11 protein-coding genes and 1 pseudogene are annotated in these 17,272 nt (G+C 37.5%); 6 read left to right on the top strand and 6 right to left on the bottom strand.

Annotated elements, in window-relative coordinates; all coding sequences use genetic code 11:
- Positions 1 to 14 precede the first annotated feature (14 nt).
- Both ABIQ28_RS08705 and ABIQ28_RS08700 read right to left on the bottom strand, forming a co-directional pair.
- Positions 15 to 401: a cupin domain-containing protein gene (locus ABIQ28_RS08705; RefSeq protein WP_348036498.1), complete on the bottom strand. Its 387-nt coding sequence runs from the start codon at positions 399 to 401 to the stop codon at positions 15 to 17.
- A gap of 273 nt (positions 402 to 674) precedes the next feature.
- Positions 675 to 1,784, bottom strand: a complete 1,110-nt coding sequence (locus ABIQ28_RS08700) for a nickel-binding protein (protein WP_348036497.1) — start codon at positions 1,782 to 1,784, stop codon at positions 675 to 677.
- 719 nt (positions 1,785 to 2,503) lie between these two features.
- Here ABIQ28_RS08700 and ABIQ28_RS08695 point away from each other — a divergent pair.
- The gene (locus tag ABIQ28_RS08695; protein WP_348036496.1) at positions 2,504 to 3,025 is read left to right on the top strand and encodes a c-type cytochrome; all 522 of its coding nucleotides are present in this window, start codon (positions 2,504 to 2,506) and stop codon (positions 3,023 to 3,025) included.
- Positions 3,026 to 3,141: 116 nt separating this feature from the next.
- On the opposite strand, the gene ABIQ28_RS08690 is transcribed toward ABIQ28_RS08695, so the two are convergent.
- From ABIQ28_RS08690 to ABIQ28_RS08675, 4 genes are all read right to left on the bottom strand, one after another.
- Positions 3,142 to 6,177 carry an AAA family ATPase gene (locus ABIQ28_RS08690; RefSeq protein ID WP_348036495.1) on the bottom strand — a complete coding sequence of 1,012 codons (3,036 nt, stop codon included), beginning with the start codon at positions 6,175 to 6,177 and terminating at the stop codon, positions 3,142 to 3,144.
- A 3-nt stretch (positions 6,178 to 6,180) separates the two neighbouring features.
- Complete coding sequence (gene sbcD / locus ABIQ28_RS08685; RefSeq protein ID WP_348036494.1) at positions 6,181 to 7,383, bottom strand: exonuclease subunit SbcD; 1,203 nt, start codon at positions 7,381 to 7,383, stop codon at positions 6,181 to 6,183.
- Between the two features lie 210 nt (positions 7,384 to 7,593).
- Positions 7,594 to 8,577 carry a cytochrome C gene (locus ABIQ28_RS08680; RefSeq protein ID WP_348036493.1) on the bottom strand — a complete coding sequence of 328 codons (984 nt, stop codon included), beginning with the start codon at positions 8,575 to 8,577 and terminating at the stop codon, positions 7,594 to 7,596.
- 238 nt (positions 8,578 to 8,815) lie between these two features.
- Positions 8,816 to 9,814 carry a metal-dependent hydrolase gene (locus tag ABIQ28_RS08675; protein WP_348036492.1) on the bottom strand — a complete coding sequence of 333 codons (999 nt, stop codon included), beginning with the start codon at positions 9,812 to 9,814 and terminating at the stop codon, positions 8,816 to 8,818.
- A 256-nt stretch (positions 9,815 to 10,070) separates the two neighbouring features.
- Between ABIQ28_RS08675 and ABIQ28_RS08670 the strand changes: the two genes are divergently transcribed.
- The 5 genes and pseudogenes from ABIQ28_RS08670 to ABIQ28_RS08650 form a co-directional block, all read left to right on the top strand.
- Positions 10,071 to 10,517, top strand: a complete 447-nt coding sequence (locus tag ABIQ28_RS08670) for a hypothetical protein (protein WP_348036491.1) — start codon at positions 10,071 to 10,073, stop codon at positions 10,515 to 10,517.
- 293 nt (positions 10,518 to 10,810) lie between these two features.
- On the top strand, positions 10,811 to 12,124 hold the full coding sequence (locus tag ABIQ28_RS08665; RefSeq protein ID WP_348036490.1) for a hypothetical protein: 1,314 nt from the start codon (positions 10,811 to 10,813) through the stop codon (positions 12,122 to 12,124).
- 184 nt (positions 12,125 to 12,308) lie between these two features.
- Positions 12,309 to 13,772 carry a gliding motility-associated C-terminal domain-containing protein gene (locus ABIQ28_RS08660; protein WP_348036489.1) on the top strand — a complete coding sequence of 488 codons (1,464 nt, stop codon included), beginning with the start codon at positions 12,309 to 12,311 and terminating at the stop codon, positions 13,770 to 13,772.
- A gap of 107 nt (positions 13,773 to 13,879) precedes the next feature.
- Positions 13,880 to 16,747 (top strand): PorP/SprF family type IX secretion system membrane protein, encoded by a 2,868-nt coding sequence (locus ABIQ28_RS08655; RefSeq protein WP_348036516.1) that lies wholly within the window; start codon positions 13,880 to 13,882, stop codon positions 16,745 to 16,747.
- A gap of 272 nt (positions 16,748 to 17,019) precedes the next feature.
- Positions 17,020 to 17,272, top strand: a pseudogene (locus ABIQ28_RS08650) (adhesin); the annotation flags it as partial.

Here is a 17,272-nt window from a genome sequence, read left to right as displayed (position 1 = left end):
GGACTTTTATCGATTTAATTTTTAGTTTTATCAATCATATGATTGATAACTATGGTATGTTCATGTTCTGGACTGAACATAATGATTTCGGCATCTTCATTTACCTTAACGTTGTGTCCTGGCTGCATGAAAAATAAATCGTTCTTGTTAATTGTTTCCTGAATGTTTTCTGAGCTGGTTGTAGTAATTTGACCACTCAATAAAAATCCCCAGTGTGGACACTGGCACGAGTTGCCTTCAAGACCAATAAAAATAGGTGATGTATCTACTCCTGCAGATAGACTGAAATATTCAGCGCTAATTTTTCCATAACCAGTAGAATCTCCAAATCCATTTTTCTGACGAATAATTGCGCCTGGTATTTCCAGTTTTATTTCGATATTCTCTTTTGCGATTTTCATTTTAAATTGATTTAATGGAAATTAATAATATGCAGTTTTTACTGCCATAACTACATTCATTTAAAATAAGGGGCGGTTAACATGGTGTTAAGTTGATCTGTTTATAATCACAAATCTTTGACTTACCTATTAAAAGTAGAAAAAGTTAGGTAAATTAAAGTCTACATTTAGTTCAATAAATGCGATTTTCAGCTCATTTATAAGACATAAAGCTTATCCAAAATCGTGATTTTACGAATACATATGATTTCGAGTCCTAATCAGATTTGAAAATTAACAGCAATAGGATTTCAAATAATGTGAAGGCAGGATGCCATAGGTTTCCTGAAAACATTTTGAGAAATAGGCAGGCGTATTAAATCCCGTTTCAAAGGCGACTTGAGAAATATTATTATTTTTTTTATGTAATAACTTTAACGCTTGATTTAATCGATATTGCTTTAAAAATTGATTTTGGGGCTGTCCAGTTATTGAAGTTATCTTTCGATAAACCTGCGACTTGCTATATCCTAAGTGTTGACTGAATTTTTCGACATTTAAATTAGGATTAGACCATTCTTTTTCTGTGTAATTCATTAAGGAATTAAGGAATTTTTGGTCGTTTGAATCAAGTACGTTAATATGTTTTTTGTTGATCGAAATATTTAGATTTTCACTTTCATATAAATCTTTGACCTCAGATGATATTACGATTTCGCCTTGAACAACATCACATAAACGTTTAGCCAATTGGATGGTATCTTCAAAAATGCCCTCTTTTTCACTGACAGGACCTCCAGCACTTATACCAATGTGCAATTTTAAATGTGTATGGTGTTTGAGTTTTAGAGCTTGTTTGAATGTTTTTTGAATATCCAAAGCACATATCACTGCATTTGTGACCGAATCAAACGAAACTAAAAGGTGATCCCAACTATTTCTGACGAGGCTTCCATTGTGTTTGCCTGTAGTTTGAATAATGGAAGTGTATTGATTGTTGATGGTTGCCTTTGTTTGTTTTCCTTCAACACCATTTAGTATCGTCTGTTCTATTGTTGCAACCATAATGGTCCTGAAAGCAGGATCGTTAATGATATTTAATACTTTTTTTTTTGTTTTTTTCGGATCTTCTATACGTCCTAAAAAAGATTCTACTACCGAAGTATCTACTTCAATGACCTTATTTGGAACGGCACCATGGGCATGATTATGCATTTCTGAAATCGCAGATTTATCAGGTGCTTCAATTAAGCAAAACGCGATTTTTCGTTTGTCATCAAACCAATACGTTAGTCCTTTACAGTTGAAATTATGCTGTATTTTTAAATCTTGTTGATGTAAGTTTGCCACAATTTCAGCCGTTACTTCATCTGAAACATCATGGCGATCCATGTAAATAGGCATAACAAAGGTTTTAGAAAATGACTTTTTAATTTTTTTTAATCAGGTCCATCTGTTTTGATTTTTGATCAAATTTTGGATCATAAATTAAAAAGTAAAGCAGTATTTTTAAAGATACGATAATCCGGTTAAAGGTTGAGTTATTTTTTTTATAAATTAATAGTAATGAGGAGCTAAGCTTTGAAGAATTATAATAAGAAATAGAATTAAATTTAAAACTGGAGAGTTTTATTTTGATAGAAATGGCATTCTTATACTCTAAAAGTTTTTTATAAAATCAACTCAGAACTTTCAATCCCGCTCACATATTTTTAAAATTCAGATTATAAAAAACTATTGTCCGGAAAAGAATTAAGACACTTCGACAAGCTCAGTAACCGCCGCTTCGCTGATAGAACCAAGAACAAAGACTTAACACGTAATTAATTGAAAATAAGGACTGTGAAATTCATAATTAGAATGGGTTATGATGTTTTAGCAATAGTTTTCAAAAAACCTCGAAATTAAGGAGCTTGAGGATCAAAAACATTGAAAGACCTTTATTAATCACTACTCTTAGTACATCAACACAACTTTAATCAGACAACAATCATTTTTAATCTATAAAGACTAAGATAACATGGTGAGAAGGTTAGTTAGAAAGAAGAACTTGTTAATTTATATTTAATCTAACCTTATTTTTTCATACCTTAATGTTGCAATTAACTTAAAACAAGGGCTTTATGGAATTAAAGAAAAAACTATTCCCGTTTTTTTCCACTGTTGGAATCTTGATAGTGGTGTTGGGATTGTATGCTTTTAAATCTGACAGTGCAACTACTGAAAGATATGTTGCACAAACCCGTTGGGAAAATCTCAAAGTCCTTCCTCAAAATATTTCAAAGGATAGTTTGGATTATTTGATGAAAAACTACGCCTTGTCTCTTGGTGTAAAATGTACGCATTGTCATGTACCGAGTAAAACTGATCCTACAAAACTGGATTTTGCCAGTGACGAGAAAATTGAAAAAGAAATAGCAAGAGGCATGGTCAAAATGACCAATGATCTTAATGCACTTTATTTTCAACCGCATTTTCCTGAACCAAAACCGAAGCAAGTACACGTGGTAAACTGTGTGATGTGCCACCGTGGCGCGGTTAATCCTGAAAAATATTTGTCACAAATGGGAGAGATGTACAAAACCTACGATCCTAATCGGGACAACAGAAAAGAGATGTTTCTGGAGCAGCAAAAAAAGCAATAAATACCAGAGTTTTTGCAATATGAACGCATTGGTAACTCAGTTTTGAATTTCCAAAAAAAGGAAATCAATGGGACTTCCTTTTTTTGTTTCTCAACGCTGTTAATCTCCAAATGAATTTATCGCACCACATCGAGCGTAGAATAGCCCAAACTGCCTTTTTCGAGTTTAATTTGGGTCGTAATCCGTTCTTTAAGGGCGCTGACATGAGAAATAACACCGACGGATTTATCGCCTTCATTCTGCATTTTTTCAAGAATCGTAATGGCTTGATCCAAGGTTTCCGGGTCTAAGGTGCCAAAACCTTCATCGATAAATAAGGATTCGATTTTTACATTTCGAGAGGCAATGTCAGATAGCGCAAAGGCCATCGCCAAGCTGACCAAAAACGTTTCTCCGCCAGATAATGTTTTTACTGAGCGCCGTGCATTTCCCATATAGCTGTCAAAAATTTTGAGCGTGTCACTTTTTTCGGCTTCCTCAGCGGTAGGAATGTCCAGCAAGTAGCGATCGCTAAATTCTGATAAGCGTTTGTTGGCAAAACCGATCAGCTGCTCCAAGGTTAAATCCTGAACGAAATTTGAAAATTTATTTCCCGTGGCGTCGCCTACCAAATCATTCATGGTTTTCCAAAGCGCCAAATCCTTTTTCATTAAATGCAATATTTCCAGCACTTTTTGTTGGCGTTCACGGGCTTTGGTATCATCGTCCAAACGTTGCGTGATTTTGCCTAAATTGACCAAAAGCGTTTCCCTTTCCGTTTTTGAGGTTTCAAATAAGGATGTCAAAACTTCAAAGGAAAGCTTGTCGTCGTCTTTCTCTTTCAGTTCTTTTAAAATTTTATGAAGGGCGGTTTCTTTTTCTGAAATCCGTGTTTTTCTTTCATTTAGGACGCTTTCTTGTTTGCGAATTCGGCTGGCCACATCTTCAGAAAGAATCGATTTTCTTAGTAGCTCAAGATGTTCTAGGTCTTCTTTTAAAAGAATATTATCGAGTTCCTGCTTCTTTGTCGCAAGATCATTTGTACTGGATTTTAACCTTGAATCATTATCCTTAATTTGCTTTTCAACGGAAGCAATTGTAGCGATAGAATGACTGATTTTAGTCGCTAATTCATTTGATTTTTGATTGATGTCATCTTGTTCATAAAGCGCAATGCGTTCTTTCTTTTTAGCGGCATAGATTTTTAAAGCCCCTTGCCAATGTTCTAAAACCTCCGTGGCGTCGTTTAAAACTGAATGTGCTTGGAATGCTTTTTTAGAGTGTTCTACTTGCTGAATGCTTTTGTTTAATTCGCTGCGTCGATGTTGAAGAAGCTCCAAAGTTTCTTCTGGATTCCATTGGAGTTGGGCTGCAAGCTCAGTAAGTAATTTGTGGTTGTTAGTAGCGTCGGTTGTGGTAGTTTGAATCTCCGATTTCAGACGGATTATTTCACGTTCTTGGAATTTGTTTTTTTCGCCTAAAGTGATGACAAAGCTGGATTTGGTTTCAAGCGCATCCTTTTTTTCTTTCAATAATTCGGCTTTGGCATCAAAATGAGGTGCGTTCAACGCATAGGGATGATCCAAAGAGCCACAGAGCGGACAAGGCTGCTCCGGAGTTAATAGCAGTCGCTGATCCTCCAGGCTTTGGTGCTTTCGTTGTTGCTCCAAATTCGTTTCGAGAGTTTGGACTTCCTTTTTTAAGGCGACCAATTCGGTTTCCATAACCGCTATCTTTTTAAGGTCTGCCTTTAAACTTTCTTCGGCCGATTTTAGGTTTGTGGTATGACTTTCGAGTGTTGTTTTAAATTTTAAAGCATTTTCTTTTTTCATTAGAAAATCGCCCGCTTTTTCGTTTAATTCACGATTGCTGGCTAATGTAGCCTCCAATTGCTCCAATGAATTTATTCCAGAAATTTTGATGGCTTCCTGAACTGTTTTTTGCAAGGCTTCAAATTGCGGTTGAAAGGTTTCGATGTATTCAGCTTTCGGCAATTGATAGCCTAAGGTGTTTATATGTCGCACATAATTTTGAAGCTGCGTTTGATGAAGAGTCGCTTCGTCCTTCTTCTTTTTTTCTTCAGATTCAAGCGCGACAATCTTGCTTCGGAAAGCGTCCAATTTTAAGTTGGCCGACGTGATATCGACATTCTCCTTAATCAATGTTGAAACGGTCTCCAAATAGGTTTTCTGATGAGTTACAGCTTCTGATTTGGATGTTTGAAGTTGTTTTAGTTGTTCTTTAAGATTGTCCACTTCTTTGTTTACAGCATCAAAATCTCTCAAGTGAACGCCGTATTTTGAAAGTTTTTCGTGGGTATCCAGCTTTGTTTTATAAGGCTCAAAAACGTTGAAATCGCTGGTGTAGCTTAATTTTTCATCGTCTAGAGTTTTCCATTCCTTTTCCTTAATCTGTAATTCTTCCCGGGTTTTTATTTTATCAGAAGCCGTCTGATAGGCCTTTTCTATTTTCGGTTTTGTTTCGGTCAATAATTTTATTTCCGCTTTCTTTTCGGCAATGAGTTCGGGCGACAAAAGTTCGATGCTTTCAAGTCCAGCTTCTTTTAAGTCGATATCTTTTTGAATGGATTTATAGCGAAAAAATACTGCTTTTCCAATGTCTCTATACGATCGAGCACCAGTAATGTCTTCCAGTAATTGATTGCGCTCATTACGAGGGGCTTGTAGTAGTTTGCTGAATTCGCCTTGCGATAACACCATGGCTTTTACAAATTGATCATAGCTCAATCCGATAATCTCCAGATTTTTGTCGGGTGTTTTAGTGCCAGATTCAAGAATATGACCTGTGGACACTTCCACCAATTCTTGTTTGCGGGCGTTTAAATTATTGTTTCTATTGCGTTCTATGGACCAATGTGAACGGTAGTCTTTGCCATTCACACGATATTCCACTTCAGCAAAACAATGCTTCATATTGCGGGTCATCACGCCGCCATCGTCATCCAACATGGAATTGCTAACCGGTTTGTCGACTCTGGCAATACGATTGTAAAGCGCCAAAGTGATCACGTCGAGTAAGGTGGATTTCCCTGAACCTGTGGGGCCTGTAATGGCAAATAAGCCTGCTTCGGCCAACGGTCCATTTCCGAAATCTACTTCATGCTGACCTTTTAGAGAATGAATGTTTTCAAATCTGATTTTTAAAATTTTCATAAACTATAGGTTTAATTCTTCTAATATTTCGCGAAAGGCATTCTTGAGTTCTTCAGTGTTTTCCAAGCCACTTTGCAGTTCGAGTTTCTTTTCAAACATTTGCATCGGCGTAACGTCGGCGACATCAGTTCCTACGGCGAATGCATCGCTGGCACCGCGGATTTTGCTTTTGAAATTAAGCCGAGACTTAACAATTTTAAGATGTGGATTGGAGCTGGAATTGATAAGTTCTTCAAAATTTTGAAGTTTCTCTATACTTTCAGCAGCTTCATTTACGATTATTTCGGCCAACGACATCAAAGTGGTGCCTTCGGAATAGGCCTTTATTTTATCTTCCACTTCCTGAAGATTCCCTTCAAAAGTGATCAGGTTTCGATGTTTAGGAATGGGAACGATCTCCACTTGAGAAATCTGATTGTTTTGCACCGTAATAACGTTGATTTGTTTACTGTCCTCTTTCTCCGAAAAACTCAACGGAATAGGGGAGCCGCAATAATGGATGTTTTGTTCAACGGAAATTACTTGTGGTTTATGGATATGTCCTAATGCGACATAATGTGGGACGCCCTCAAACATATGTGCGTCAACACCCGCTTGATTTCCGATTTGGATATCGCGCTCGCTTTCTGAAAGTTCACTGCCCTGCACATATAAATGACCCATTACCATAAAAACGCCGTCGGAATGATGCTCCTTATAATGGCTGTTGATTTCTGAGAAATAAGATTGTAATCCAGATTTGATCTGTTCGATTTTGGTGGCATAAGATTCGCCAGCAACGGATTTTCGGATATCCCGATCTTTTAAAAAGGGGATGGCGGCCACCACTAATTTTTCGTTATTCTTTTCTATCCTTATAAACATGTCGGTTAAGTCGTCGGTTGCGCCGCCAATGACACTAATATTAAAGGCTTTCAATAGTTCAGCAGGTGCATTTAAAACTGAAGCAGAATCGTGGTTTCCTCCCGTTAAAATGATTTTACAATCCAAATTAATCAGCTGTTTCAACACATCATAATACTGCTTATAAGCAGCTTGCGACGGATTTGCTTGATCAAATATATCTCCCGAAACTAATAACACGTCAATGTTTTCAGAGGTAATATAAGCAATCAGCCATTCGAAAAACAAGTCCAGATCTTCGTTTAAATCGAATTTGTGAAGTTGTTTTCCAATATGCCAGTCGGACGTGTGGAGGATTTTCATATCATAAAAATATTAGGAATGGTAAATTTATAATAATAAGGGGTATTAAGAAATTGAAATTGGATTTGTTATGGAAAGGAAGGCTCCGAAAGGTTCAAAGTTTTCTTTAGTGAAGGTTCGTTTATTCCAGTCTTGATAAAGAATTTTTATGGGTATTGTTTAGATCAAAGGCTTTTGATCAGGTGCACTTTCAAATCTTAATGCTGTAAATTATTTGACTTGTGCTGTTTCGTCAAGAGGTTTGAAATGATTGACGCTATGTTCAATTGGTTTTAAAGTATGTAGATATTTATAGATAGCGATCAAATCTGACTCTTCCATCCCAGAAAACATATACCAAGGCATGACGGTATTTATCTCGTTTTTGTCCATGATAGGCAGACTATCGAGATTTTGATAGGCTTTAAAGCGTTGGACAAAATTTGCTGCTGACCATTTTCCGATGCCAGTATTCGTATCTGGTGTAATGTTTGCGGAAATCGATATCCCATTTGGTCCAAGAAATTCACGTCCACCCGCAAATGCAAGCTCTGGAATAATTTGACCTTTTTTTACCTGGGTGTGGCATTCGATACAGGCTGAAGCGTTTGTTAAATAGGCGCCATAGCGGATGGTGTCACTTTTGGAGGGTTTGATGGAGAGTTGAGCTTTTTTTGGAAAGGTATTCACTATGAAATTCATGGGAAAATTTAGTGAGCGCTTAGGAATTTGACTGTCTATTGACGGTAGACTTCGGATATACGCAATGATATCATATATATCTTCCTTGTCCATTGTGCCATAATATAAATAGGGCATCAAGGGGAAGAGTGCTATGCCATCTTTGTTTTCGCCACTTGTGATTGCTCTGAAAATCTCAGCATCCGTCCAGTTTTCCAAGGAGAATGGTGTAATGTTTTTGGAATAGAAATGTCCTGGCATGTCTACTTTTTCATCAAAATATTCTCCGCCTCTGCCTAAGGTTCCCGGAGTCAAAGGACCGGAAAATTTGCTCCAATCCCTTGTGGAATGACAATCCATACATAAGGTCACATGATTTGTCAAATATTCTCCTCGTTTGATCCTTTCAGGGGTAACATCAACCTTAATATCAGATAAAAGCGGAATTTGTGGTAGTACAAATTTTACATAGGAGGCGGCACCCACAATCAAAATAATGAGCACTAGCACAATTGAGAGGACCATCTTTTTCATATCTCAAAAAAATTCGTATCTAAAATACAAATAATACAGATATGAAATAAAATCCAGAGAGGATTTTTAGTTATAATCTATTGATTTAAAGGGTTTAATTAGCGTGTGTTTTTTGTGGTTGTTCTGAAGTCATTAATGATCAACTTCCATTTTAAAACGATTTTAAACACACGAAATTTAGGCTTGATTTATATTTTTAAGATTAAACTGTCACATCGATCGATCTGCCGAAACCTCCTTAATTGCCTTTAATGCGAGTCCATAAGTCAACCATCATTTTTTTACCATCGCGTTTGTCTTTTTTCTGTTCTATAAATTGGACCGTTCCATCAGCATCAGTAATAATTTCATATTGAAACACAAAATTTTGTGCGCCTTTTTCCATACTTAATAAACCAAATCGGAGATCATTATAAAGGAGTTGATCGTCCATCTTCATAATTGTATACCAGCCTTCAGAAATAGTGATCATACGCTGTACTTTTTCATTTTCTGCAAGATTTCCCAAGAGCTCATGATTTTTAGGGTAGGCTTCGAAAGTGATGGGTTGGGTGTCAAAAAAGGAATAATTGCCTAATAAATAAGCATTTTCGGTTTCAATATTCGCACTCCAAAGAATGGTATTCATAGGAGATGGTCTCGTTTCTATTTGCTTATAGATAATGTGTTGCTCTTTTAAGGCAGATTCAAATTTTGTAAACGCTGTCCATTTTAAAAGAAATGTCAATGCTAAATAGCTTGTGCTAACCATCAAGCCTATATTATTGTACAGCCGTCTTTTTCGCGACGTTTTTTTTTGGAACATCGCCAAAATTAAAAACACCAGAAATGGAAAGGTGTACAGAGGGTCGATGACAAAAATAGTTTTAAAAGCGAATTGTATTTTGATTGGCCATAATATTTCTGTGCCCCAACTGGTGTGTGCATCCAATAATGAATGGGTTATAAAACCTAAAAAAAACAACCAAGACCATGGCTTAATATCCTTGTAGGTTTCATAGCGCGTCACTAACCAGGCGCAAACAGGAGCAAAAAGCACAGAAAATAGTATGGAATGTGTAATGCCGCGATGAATTTCTAAAGCCGATACGGTATCGGTGAAATAGGATGAAAAGATGTCTAAATCGGGAATGGTTCCCGCAATGGCACCATATAACATGGCCTTATTGCCGATTTTTTTTCCTAAAACCGCTTCGCCCACCGCGGCTCCTAATATAATTTGTGTCAGTGAATCCATAAACGTCTGCAAAAGTAAGCCAAATAATAGAGTAAAGCATCCCTTACACTGGAGGACATGATTATATTAAATTGATAATTACAGGCTAAAAAGTGAGGGTGAAATCTTAATGCGCAATCGTTTGTTTATAATGATTAAACTATATTTCAATGAATTGTATCATTTTTATCTAAAAAAAATACAATTAATCGATAAAACGCTTGTTTTTTTCGTTTAATTACATAAATTTGCCATAGTAAACCCCTAAATATCAATTATGAAAACTAAACTTACTATACTTAGTATGGCTTTTTTGCTGATTACGAGCTTTGGTTTTGCACAAAAGGACCCTCAAAGTATTATCACTGGAAAAGTATCTATATCCAAGTATCACGACCGCTCTGAATTGGAAACCCTTCCAAAAGGAAATCTTTTGACCCTTTATAATGAACGCATAGAAGTTATAGTTAAAATCTTACCTAATATTGCTTTTGCTACCAAACCAGGAGTTACAATGACCTCTTTGGGAATTCCCGACACCAAAGACAACAGGAAAGCATTAGAAGAAAACGTTAAAGCCGTCAACACTTATTTTGAAAGCACCATGTCATTTCAAGATAAGGTTTTGCCATATTCTGACAAATCCAACTTAATTTCTGCCATTTTATTTTATGAGGAAACCTTGAAGTCTCTTCATACCTATAGTGAATTCAATAAATATTAAATGGGTTCCATTAAAAAATCAAATTATTTTTATTTTGTTAAATCGGCCTTAAAATCCCAGAGTAATATCTGGGATTTTTTATTGGTATCTGCGGTTAACGAGTTTTTAGCAAAGGAGTCGTTGAACACTATGCTAGTTCATTTCAGCTGATTTAATTTTAATTTGAAAGAAAGCGCTTACAAGAAAAAATAATTAATGTATTTCATCGACTTTATTTGTATTTCATAGGGTTTATCCCTACGTTTGAATCAAATAGTTAAGGAAATCTAAATTTATTACTAATTATACGACTTATGAAAAATCTTACTCAAACCATATGTTTATTACTTTTGGTTGTTGGCAGTAGTTTTGCACAACAAGAAAAGGGGATAATTGGGAAGAATAACTGGTTAAATAATTGGACCGAATTTAAGCCTAACCATATTGAACATGGTGAGCCAACCCAAATATTAAGCGGTAATATAACTCAAGACACTAAATTAACTAAGAGAGATACTTACCTCTTATTGGGTAATGTTTTTGTAACCGACAGTACAACCCTGACCATTGAGCCAGGTACCGTTATTATTGGTGACTTTAAAACCAATGGAACGCTGATCATTTCAAAAGGTTCCAAAATTATGGCTGAAGGCGAGGAAACCGATCCCATCATTTTTACATCCAATAGAAGTGTAAAGAAAGAAGGCGACTGGGGCGGCATTTTTATTCTTGGGGATGCGCCTATCAATAAATTCGGCAATGCATCTTCAGTAAATTACGGATTACAACCTTCTTCTTTTAATAATATCAGTTATGGCGGATCAAATCCACAAAGCAATTCTGGTGTTCTAAAATATGTGAGAATTGAATTTGCCGGAAAGCGTACCAAAGACTTTGGCTATTTTAATTCTTTAACTCTTGCGGGTGTTGGAAGCAAAACCCTAATTGAAAATGTTATGGTAAGCTATTCTGATGGCAATTCCTTTAACATTATTGGTGGTGTGGTCAATTTAGAAAAAGTGGTATCCTTTAGATCCAAGAGCAACGACTACGAATTCAATTTTGGTACCCAGTGTAACATTAGAAACTCTTTAGCCATTAGATCCCCTTATGTATCTGGATCCAATGGGTCACGTTGTATGTATGTGGCGTCCTATGATAAAAAAGAAGAAGTGGACTTTAGTAAGAAAAGCACTTCTGTAAAGGCAGAAAACTTGACCTTAATTAATGTCAGCGAAAATTTAGACTCTGATATTAAAGTAGGATTGGTAAGAGAAGCTTTATATATCGCTGAGAATGCTGCTTTAGATATTAGTAAAAGTGTGATCTCAGGCTTTAATCCGGCAGTTATTATCGATAAAAATGTTCAAATCAATGCTCAGAACCTGGACCTTATGAAATTCAGTGATATGTATTTCAATAATTGCAAAGGAAACATTTTTACAGAACACGATTCCAATAACGCCGATTTAGAAAATTGGTATGGCAACAGATCCTTTTTTAATGTCTATTCAAAAGGTTCGGATGCCGAGACTTTTATTGATGTAAAAAACAGTTCAAGACGACCAGATTTTAGGCTGCGCATCAATAAGATCATAGCCTCAAATGCTATTGAGATTGAAGACTAAACCATAAAACTTAAACTTGCACGAAGTGATGCCCAAAATCTTTAACACAGTTTCCAATGTAATACTTGCCAGAGTTCTGGAAGGTTTTCCTGGTAAATAAAACAGTGGTTTTGAATTTTAAAAGGCATTCTTTCTGCAAAGAGTATGAAATTCCCTAAAATGGAGAATAATTAATCAACTGTGAATGCATAAAACTACTACTCTAACTAGATTATTTTTTGTACTTGGCGTTTTTGTTCTTTTGATATCCGGACAAACAAGCGCCCAGATAGTTATTGGTACACCTAATTTAGGATTTACCCGCGCTTGTGCGAGTGAAACCTTTAACACTTATAATGTCACATTTGTATTTACTCCAGAAGCTGAACTTATGGCGACCAACCAGTTTCGGATTGAAATGTCGGATGCCACGGGGAATTTTTCAAATGCCACCGTTGTTTATACCTCACAGCCGGGAGCTGTAACCAAATCGCCAGCGACTTTAACTTTTCCAGTGCCAAAAACCACAGCGGGAGAAGGCTACAGACTGAGAGTAAAAAGTACAGCGCCAGCCGCAACGAGCTCAAGTTCTGCTGCTTTTGCAGCCTATTACAAACTTCAGGACAGCCCATTTACCATCAATAATTTAGTTTCTAAAGGCGCTTTTTGTACGGGTGGCAGTTATTTACTGACTATTGACAATCCGGGCACGGGAACAAATGACTCCCCATTAAATTATCCATCACTTACCTATAAATGGTATAGAGAAACCAGTCCTACAACTACTGTATTCGTAGGAGATGGCGCTACATTATCTGTAAAACAACCTGGCAAATATTTTGTTAAAACCAATTATGGAACCTGTACCTCAAATTCATATTCAAACCGCGTTGAAATTAGTGAAGTCGCCACTGGAGACACGGATGCCACCGTGGTTTCGAGCTTAGGAAATCCGTTTTGTTCAGAAAACGGAATGACTACTTTAAGTACCATGGCTGGGGCAAGTTACCAATGGTTCAAAAACGGAACTGCCATAGCTGGCGCAACCAATCAATTGTATCAAACCAATGCCTCTGGCACTTATTCGGTAAAGGTGGATTTGGGAAGTTGTTCAGCCTCAGGTTCTATAAATTTGACAAGCGAAGGTTTTGAAAGTTCCATCAACGTCAGTGAACAAAATACGATGGACTCGGGAGAATCCTTAACAGCAACGGTTACAACCACTGCCAAAAATCCGAAATTTGAATGGTCCCTGAATGGTACTATTATTCCGGGAGCTACGGCTGCAACATATGAGGCCGCTGCTTTTGGCGCCTATAAGGTGATTGTTTCCCAAACATTAGGCTGTAAGGTTTCTGAAGAATTTACTTTTTCTATTAGTAAAACCATCGAGCCTTTCCCACAGGTCGACAAAATCCCCAATCTCATTAGTCCGAACGGGGATGGCATCAATGACACTTGGGTCATTCCAACAAAATATGTGAACGGCACCCAAACCGAAGTCCTCATTATGAACAATCAAGGTAGGGTGGTGTTCCAAACTACGGCGTATATGAACAATTGGCCTCAGAACCAACTGGAATTAAGCAGTATCAACCAAGTGTTTTATTATATCATCACCACCCAAGAAGGTCAAACTAAAAAAGGATCCATCACCGTAGTTAGATAACCATGAAGCAATTTTTCCTATATATCACGCAGATAAAAGAAGGTCTCTCAGGAAGGTATCAGGTGTCCATTAGGAAAAATATGCGAAATCGTCAATTAAAAACAGTGGTGTTGACATTAATCTGTTTTTGTTCAGTACAACTGTTTTATGCGCAAGAAGACGATGGGATTGTCTCGCTCGCTCTTCCTGTCAGAACCTCTTTAACTTTTAACAGATATATTGTCAATCCCACCTTTAGTTTTGTGCGCGAGCAAAATAAATATATTAGTGCTTTCAATAAAAGGGAATGGGTTCAATTTGATGATGCCCCTCAAACGTATTTATTAGGATATTCCGGCAGGTTTGCCGAAAACATAGGTGCGGGACTTGGTTTGTTCCAACAGGATTATGGCGTGCTGACCACTTTTGGTGGGATTTTAAACTTTGCTTATAATGCTCAATTAACGCGCGATAACAATTTAACTTTTGGTGTCAATTTAGGCGTTTATAAAAGCGGCCTCAATACCGGGAAAGTGATCACTAATTTTGCTGATCCTTCATTAAATAATATTCCGTCGCACCTGCTTCTTACGGCTAATCCAGGGATCAACTATGGTACCCTATTTATGGATTTTGGAGTCTCCATAAATAATCTCGTCCTATATAATGTACAGTCTTCTGAGCTGATTCAGGGTGATCCACGCCAAAGTATTCAAGCCCATGTCATGTATACCGGCTATATGAATGGCCGAGGCTTTTTTAACGATGCCAAATTTTCAGGATTGGTAAGATCTGAATTCGGAAAAGAGATGACCACAATTTCAGGTATTGCGATGATTACCTCTCCAAAAGGTATTTGGGCTCAAGTAGGATTCAATTCACTCTACGGAGGATCTGCTGGTTTGGGACTCAATCTTACCGAACAAATTGCCATAGAATATAATTTCGAAAAAGCCATGGGCGATATGACCAATTTTGGATCTTCCCATGACATTACGCTGGCTTATAAGTTCAAAAGCAATGCCAATTATAAGTACCATGATGATGACGAAATAGGTTCTATTTTCTCTACCGATACTAAACGTGTTTTAGCGTCCAGCCAACCAAAAATGGATGCCGCAACGCGAGCACAGTTAGCGGCCGAAGCAGGAGCAAAACGAGAAGAAATAAAAGAAAGAGCAAAAGAAAAAGCTTCTAAAGATAGAGAGACAGCCCAAGTTAGGGATGAAAAAACGAGAATAGCACAAGAGGAGCTAGCTATTCAAAGTAAAGCACGAATTGAAGCACGAGCGGCCGCCGCAAAAGAAAGATTGGCGGTTCAAGAAAAAGCCAGAGCTGACGCTAAAGCTAAATTAGAAGAAAAGCTCAAATTAGCTAAGGAAGCAAAAGCTAAGGCTGATCAAGAAGCCAAAGAAAAGTTCCCGGCCTTGGAGAGAGCAAATGCACTAGCCAGAGCAAAAGCTGAAGAAAACAATACGTTAACCGCAGATGCAAAAGCAAAAGCCGATCAGGAAGCCAAAGATAAATCAGCTGCCGATGCAAAAGCCAAAGCCGATGCCCTTGGTAAAGCGGAAGCCATTGCGAAATTAGCTGCAGAAGCCAAAGCCAAAGCTGACCAAGAAGCGAAAGACAAATTAGCAGCTCAAGAGAAAGCCAAAGCCGATGCCCTTGGTAATGCGGAAGCCATTGCGAAATTAGCTGCAGAAGCAAAAGCCAAAGCTGACCAAGAAGCGAAAGATAAATTAGCAGCACAAGAGAAAGCCAAAGCCGATGCCCTTGCCAAAGCGGAAGCCAGCGCGAAATTGGCTGCAGAAGCCAAAGCCAAAGCTGACCAAGAAGCCATAGATAAATTAGCGGCTCAAGAAAAAGTCAAAGCCGATGCCCTTGCTAAAGCCGAAGCCAGCGCCAAATTGGCTGCGGAAGCCAAAGCCAAAGCTGACCAAGAAGCGAAAGACAATTTAGCGGCTCAAGAGAAAGCCAAAGCCGATGCCCTTGCTAAAGCGGAAGCCAGCGCGAAATTAGCTGCAGAGGCAAAAGCCAAAGCTGACCAAGAAGTGAAAGATAAATTAGCAGCACAAGAGAAAGCTAAAACTGATACTGAAGTTAAAACCCTTAATACGCCAACAGACGCCATTGGAATCTCCATGAAATCAGTTGGAGATTCTGCTGAGGCCTCAAAAATCACGCAAGATGAATTGTTGGCGAAATTCAATGCAGTAGTTGCAGGTAAGGAAAAAGATCTTCAAGATTTAAAAGAAGAAAATGATTTAAGTGAACAAGGTATTTTTAGTGCTCCAAAAGCATTCAAAAGTATCACTGAGGAAAATAATAAGCTTGCAGTCATTCGTGGAGATTTGGATAATATTATAAAAACCAATAATGAGCGCATTAAGGAATTGGATAACTTATATAAAGAACGCATTAAGATACCAACACTTGTAAATGACGAGGTCACTTTATATTACCAGAGCACACTGCAATCTTTAAAAGCAGCGCAGTCAAAAGCAATCGAAACCAGAGCGCAATTATCTACATCATTAAAGAAAATCGACGAAGAAACTGAGTTTGAAAGAAAACGAAGAATCAAACGGGCTGTTTATACCAGCGAAGGCGACCGATATCTGCAAGACAGAGCAACGCTAAGGTTAATAAAACAGCGCACAACATTGAGTCCAGTTCCATTAAAGGCACAAGATTTTGACTTTGGCGAAAAGCAGGGAGGTAACATTCAGATTATTAAGAATGTGGACAATGTTGAAGATGGCTATTACGCCGTGATCGCGGTGCATACGGATGTGGCAAAAAGAGATGAGTTTATAACCAAAGCTGTTGCCGCGGGTCAATCTAATATCGATTTCTTTTATGATGTCCATACCAGTAAATATTTCATCTACTATAAAAAAGATGACAGCGTTGCAGCAGCAATGGAAACACTGAAAACTAAAGGAAACCATCCTTATAACGGTCAAATGTCAATAATTAAAATAGAGAACTAAGAAAAACTAAACGCCCCTTCGTTTTTAACAATGCCCCTGAAGAAGACGAACTTATATCTACCAAAATCATGATAAAACCTACATTGTTTAACCTCCTGATTGCATTTCTGTTTCTAACATTGTGCAACACTGCCATTTCTCAAACCTATAAACCTTTTTCCGTAAGAAAAAATATCGAGGTAAGAGGGAATATGCTTGTAATAGGTAATAGTATTCTCGGTAAAGACAATCAGCCTTTTCACCTTATTACTAAAGACAATCAAGATATATCAATGCAATACATAGACATTGATAGTGATGGATCTACATTTAGTTCGAGTAGTGCTGACGTTCAGGTGCCGCCATATAAGAATGGGAGCGCCACTACATGTTATAGAGTTGCTTACGCTGGCTTATATTGGGGAGCCACATTGCAAAGCGGAAGCAGATCAGCTATTAATAAGGTGAAATTTAAAGTTCCGGGAAGTTCAACTTATACGGATATACAAGGGGAACTCGTTTATGATGCCATCGTCAATCCTATTG

Origin of the sequence: Gelidibacter sp., assembly GCF_039916245.1 — a bacterium.
GTDB lineage: Bacteria > Bacteroidota > Bacteroidia > Flavobacteriales > Flavobacteriaceae > Gelidibacter.
This window is presented reverse-complemented; position numbering and strand designations above follow the sequence as displayed.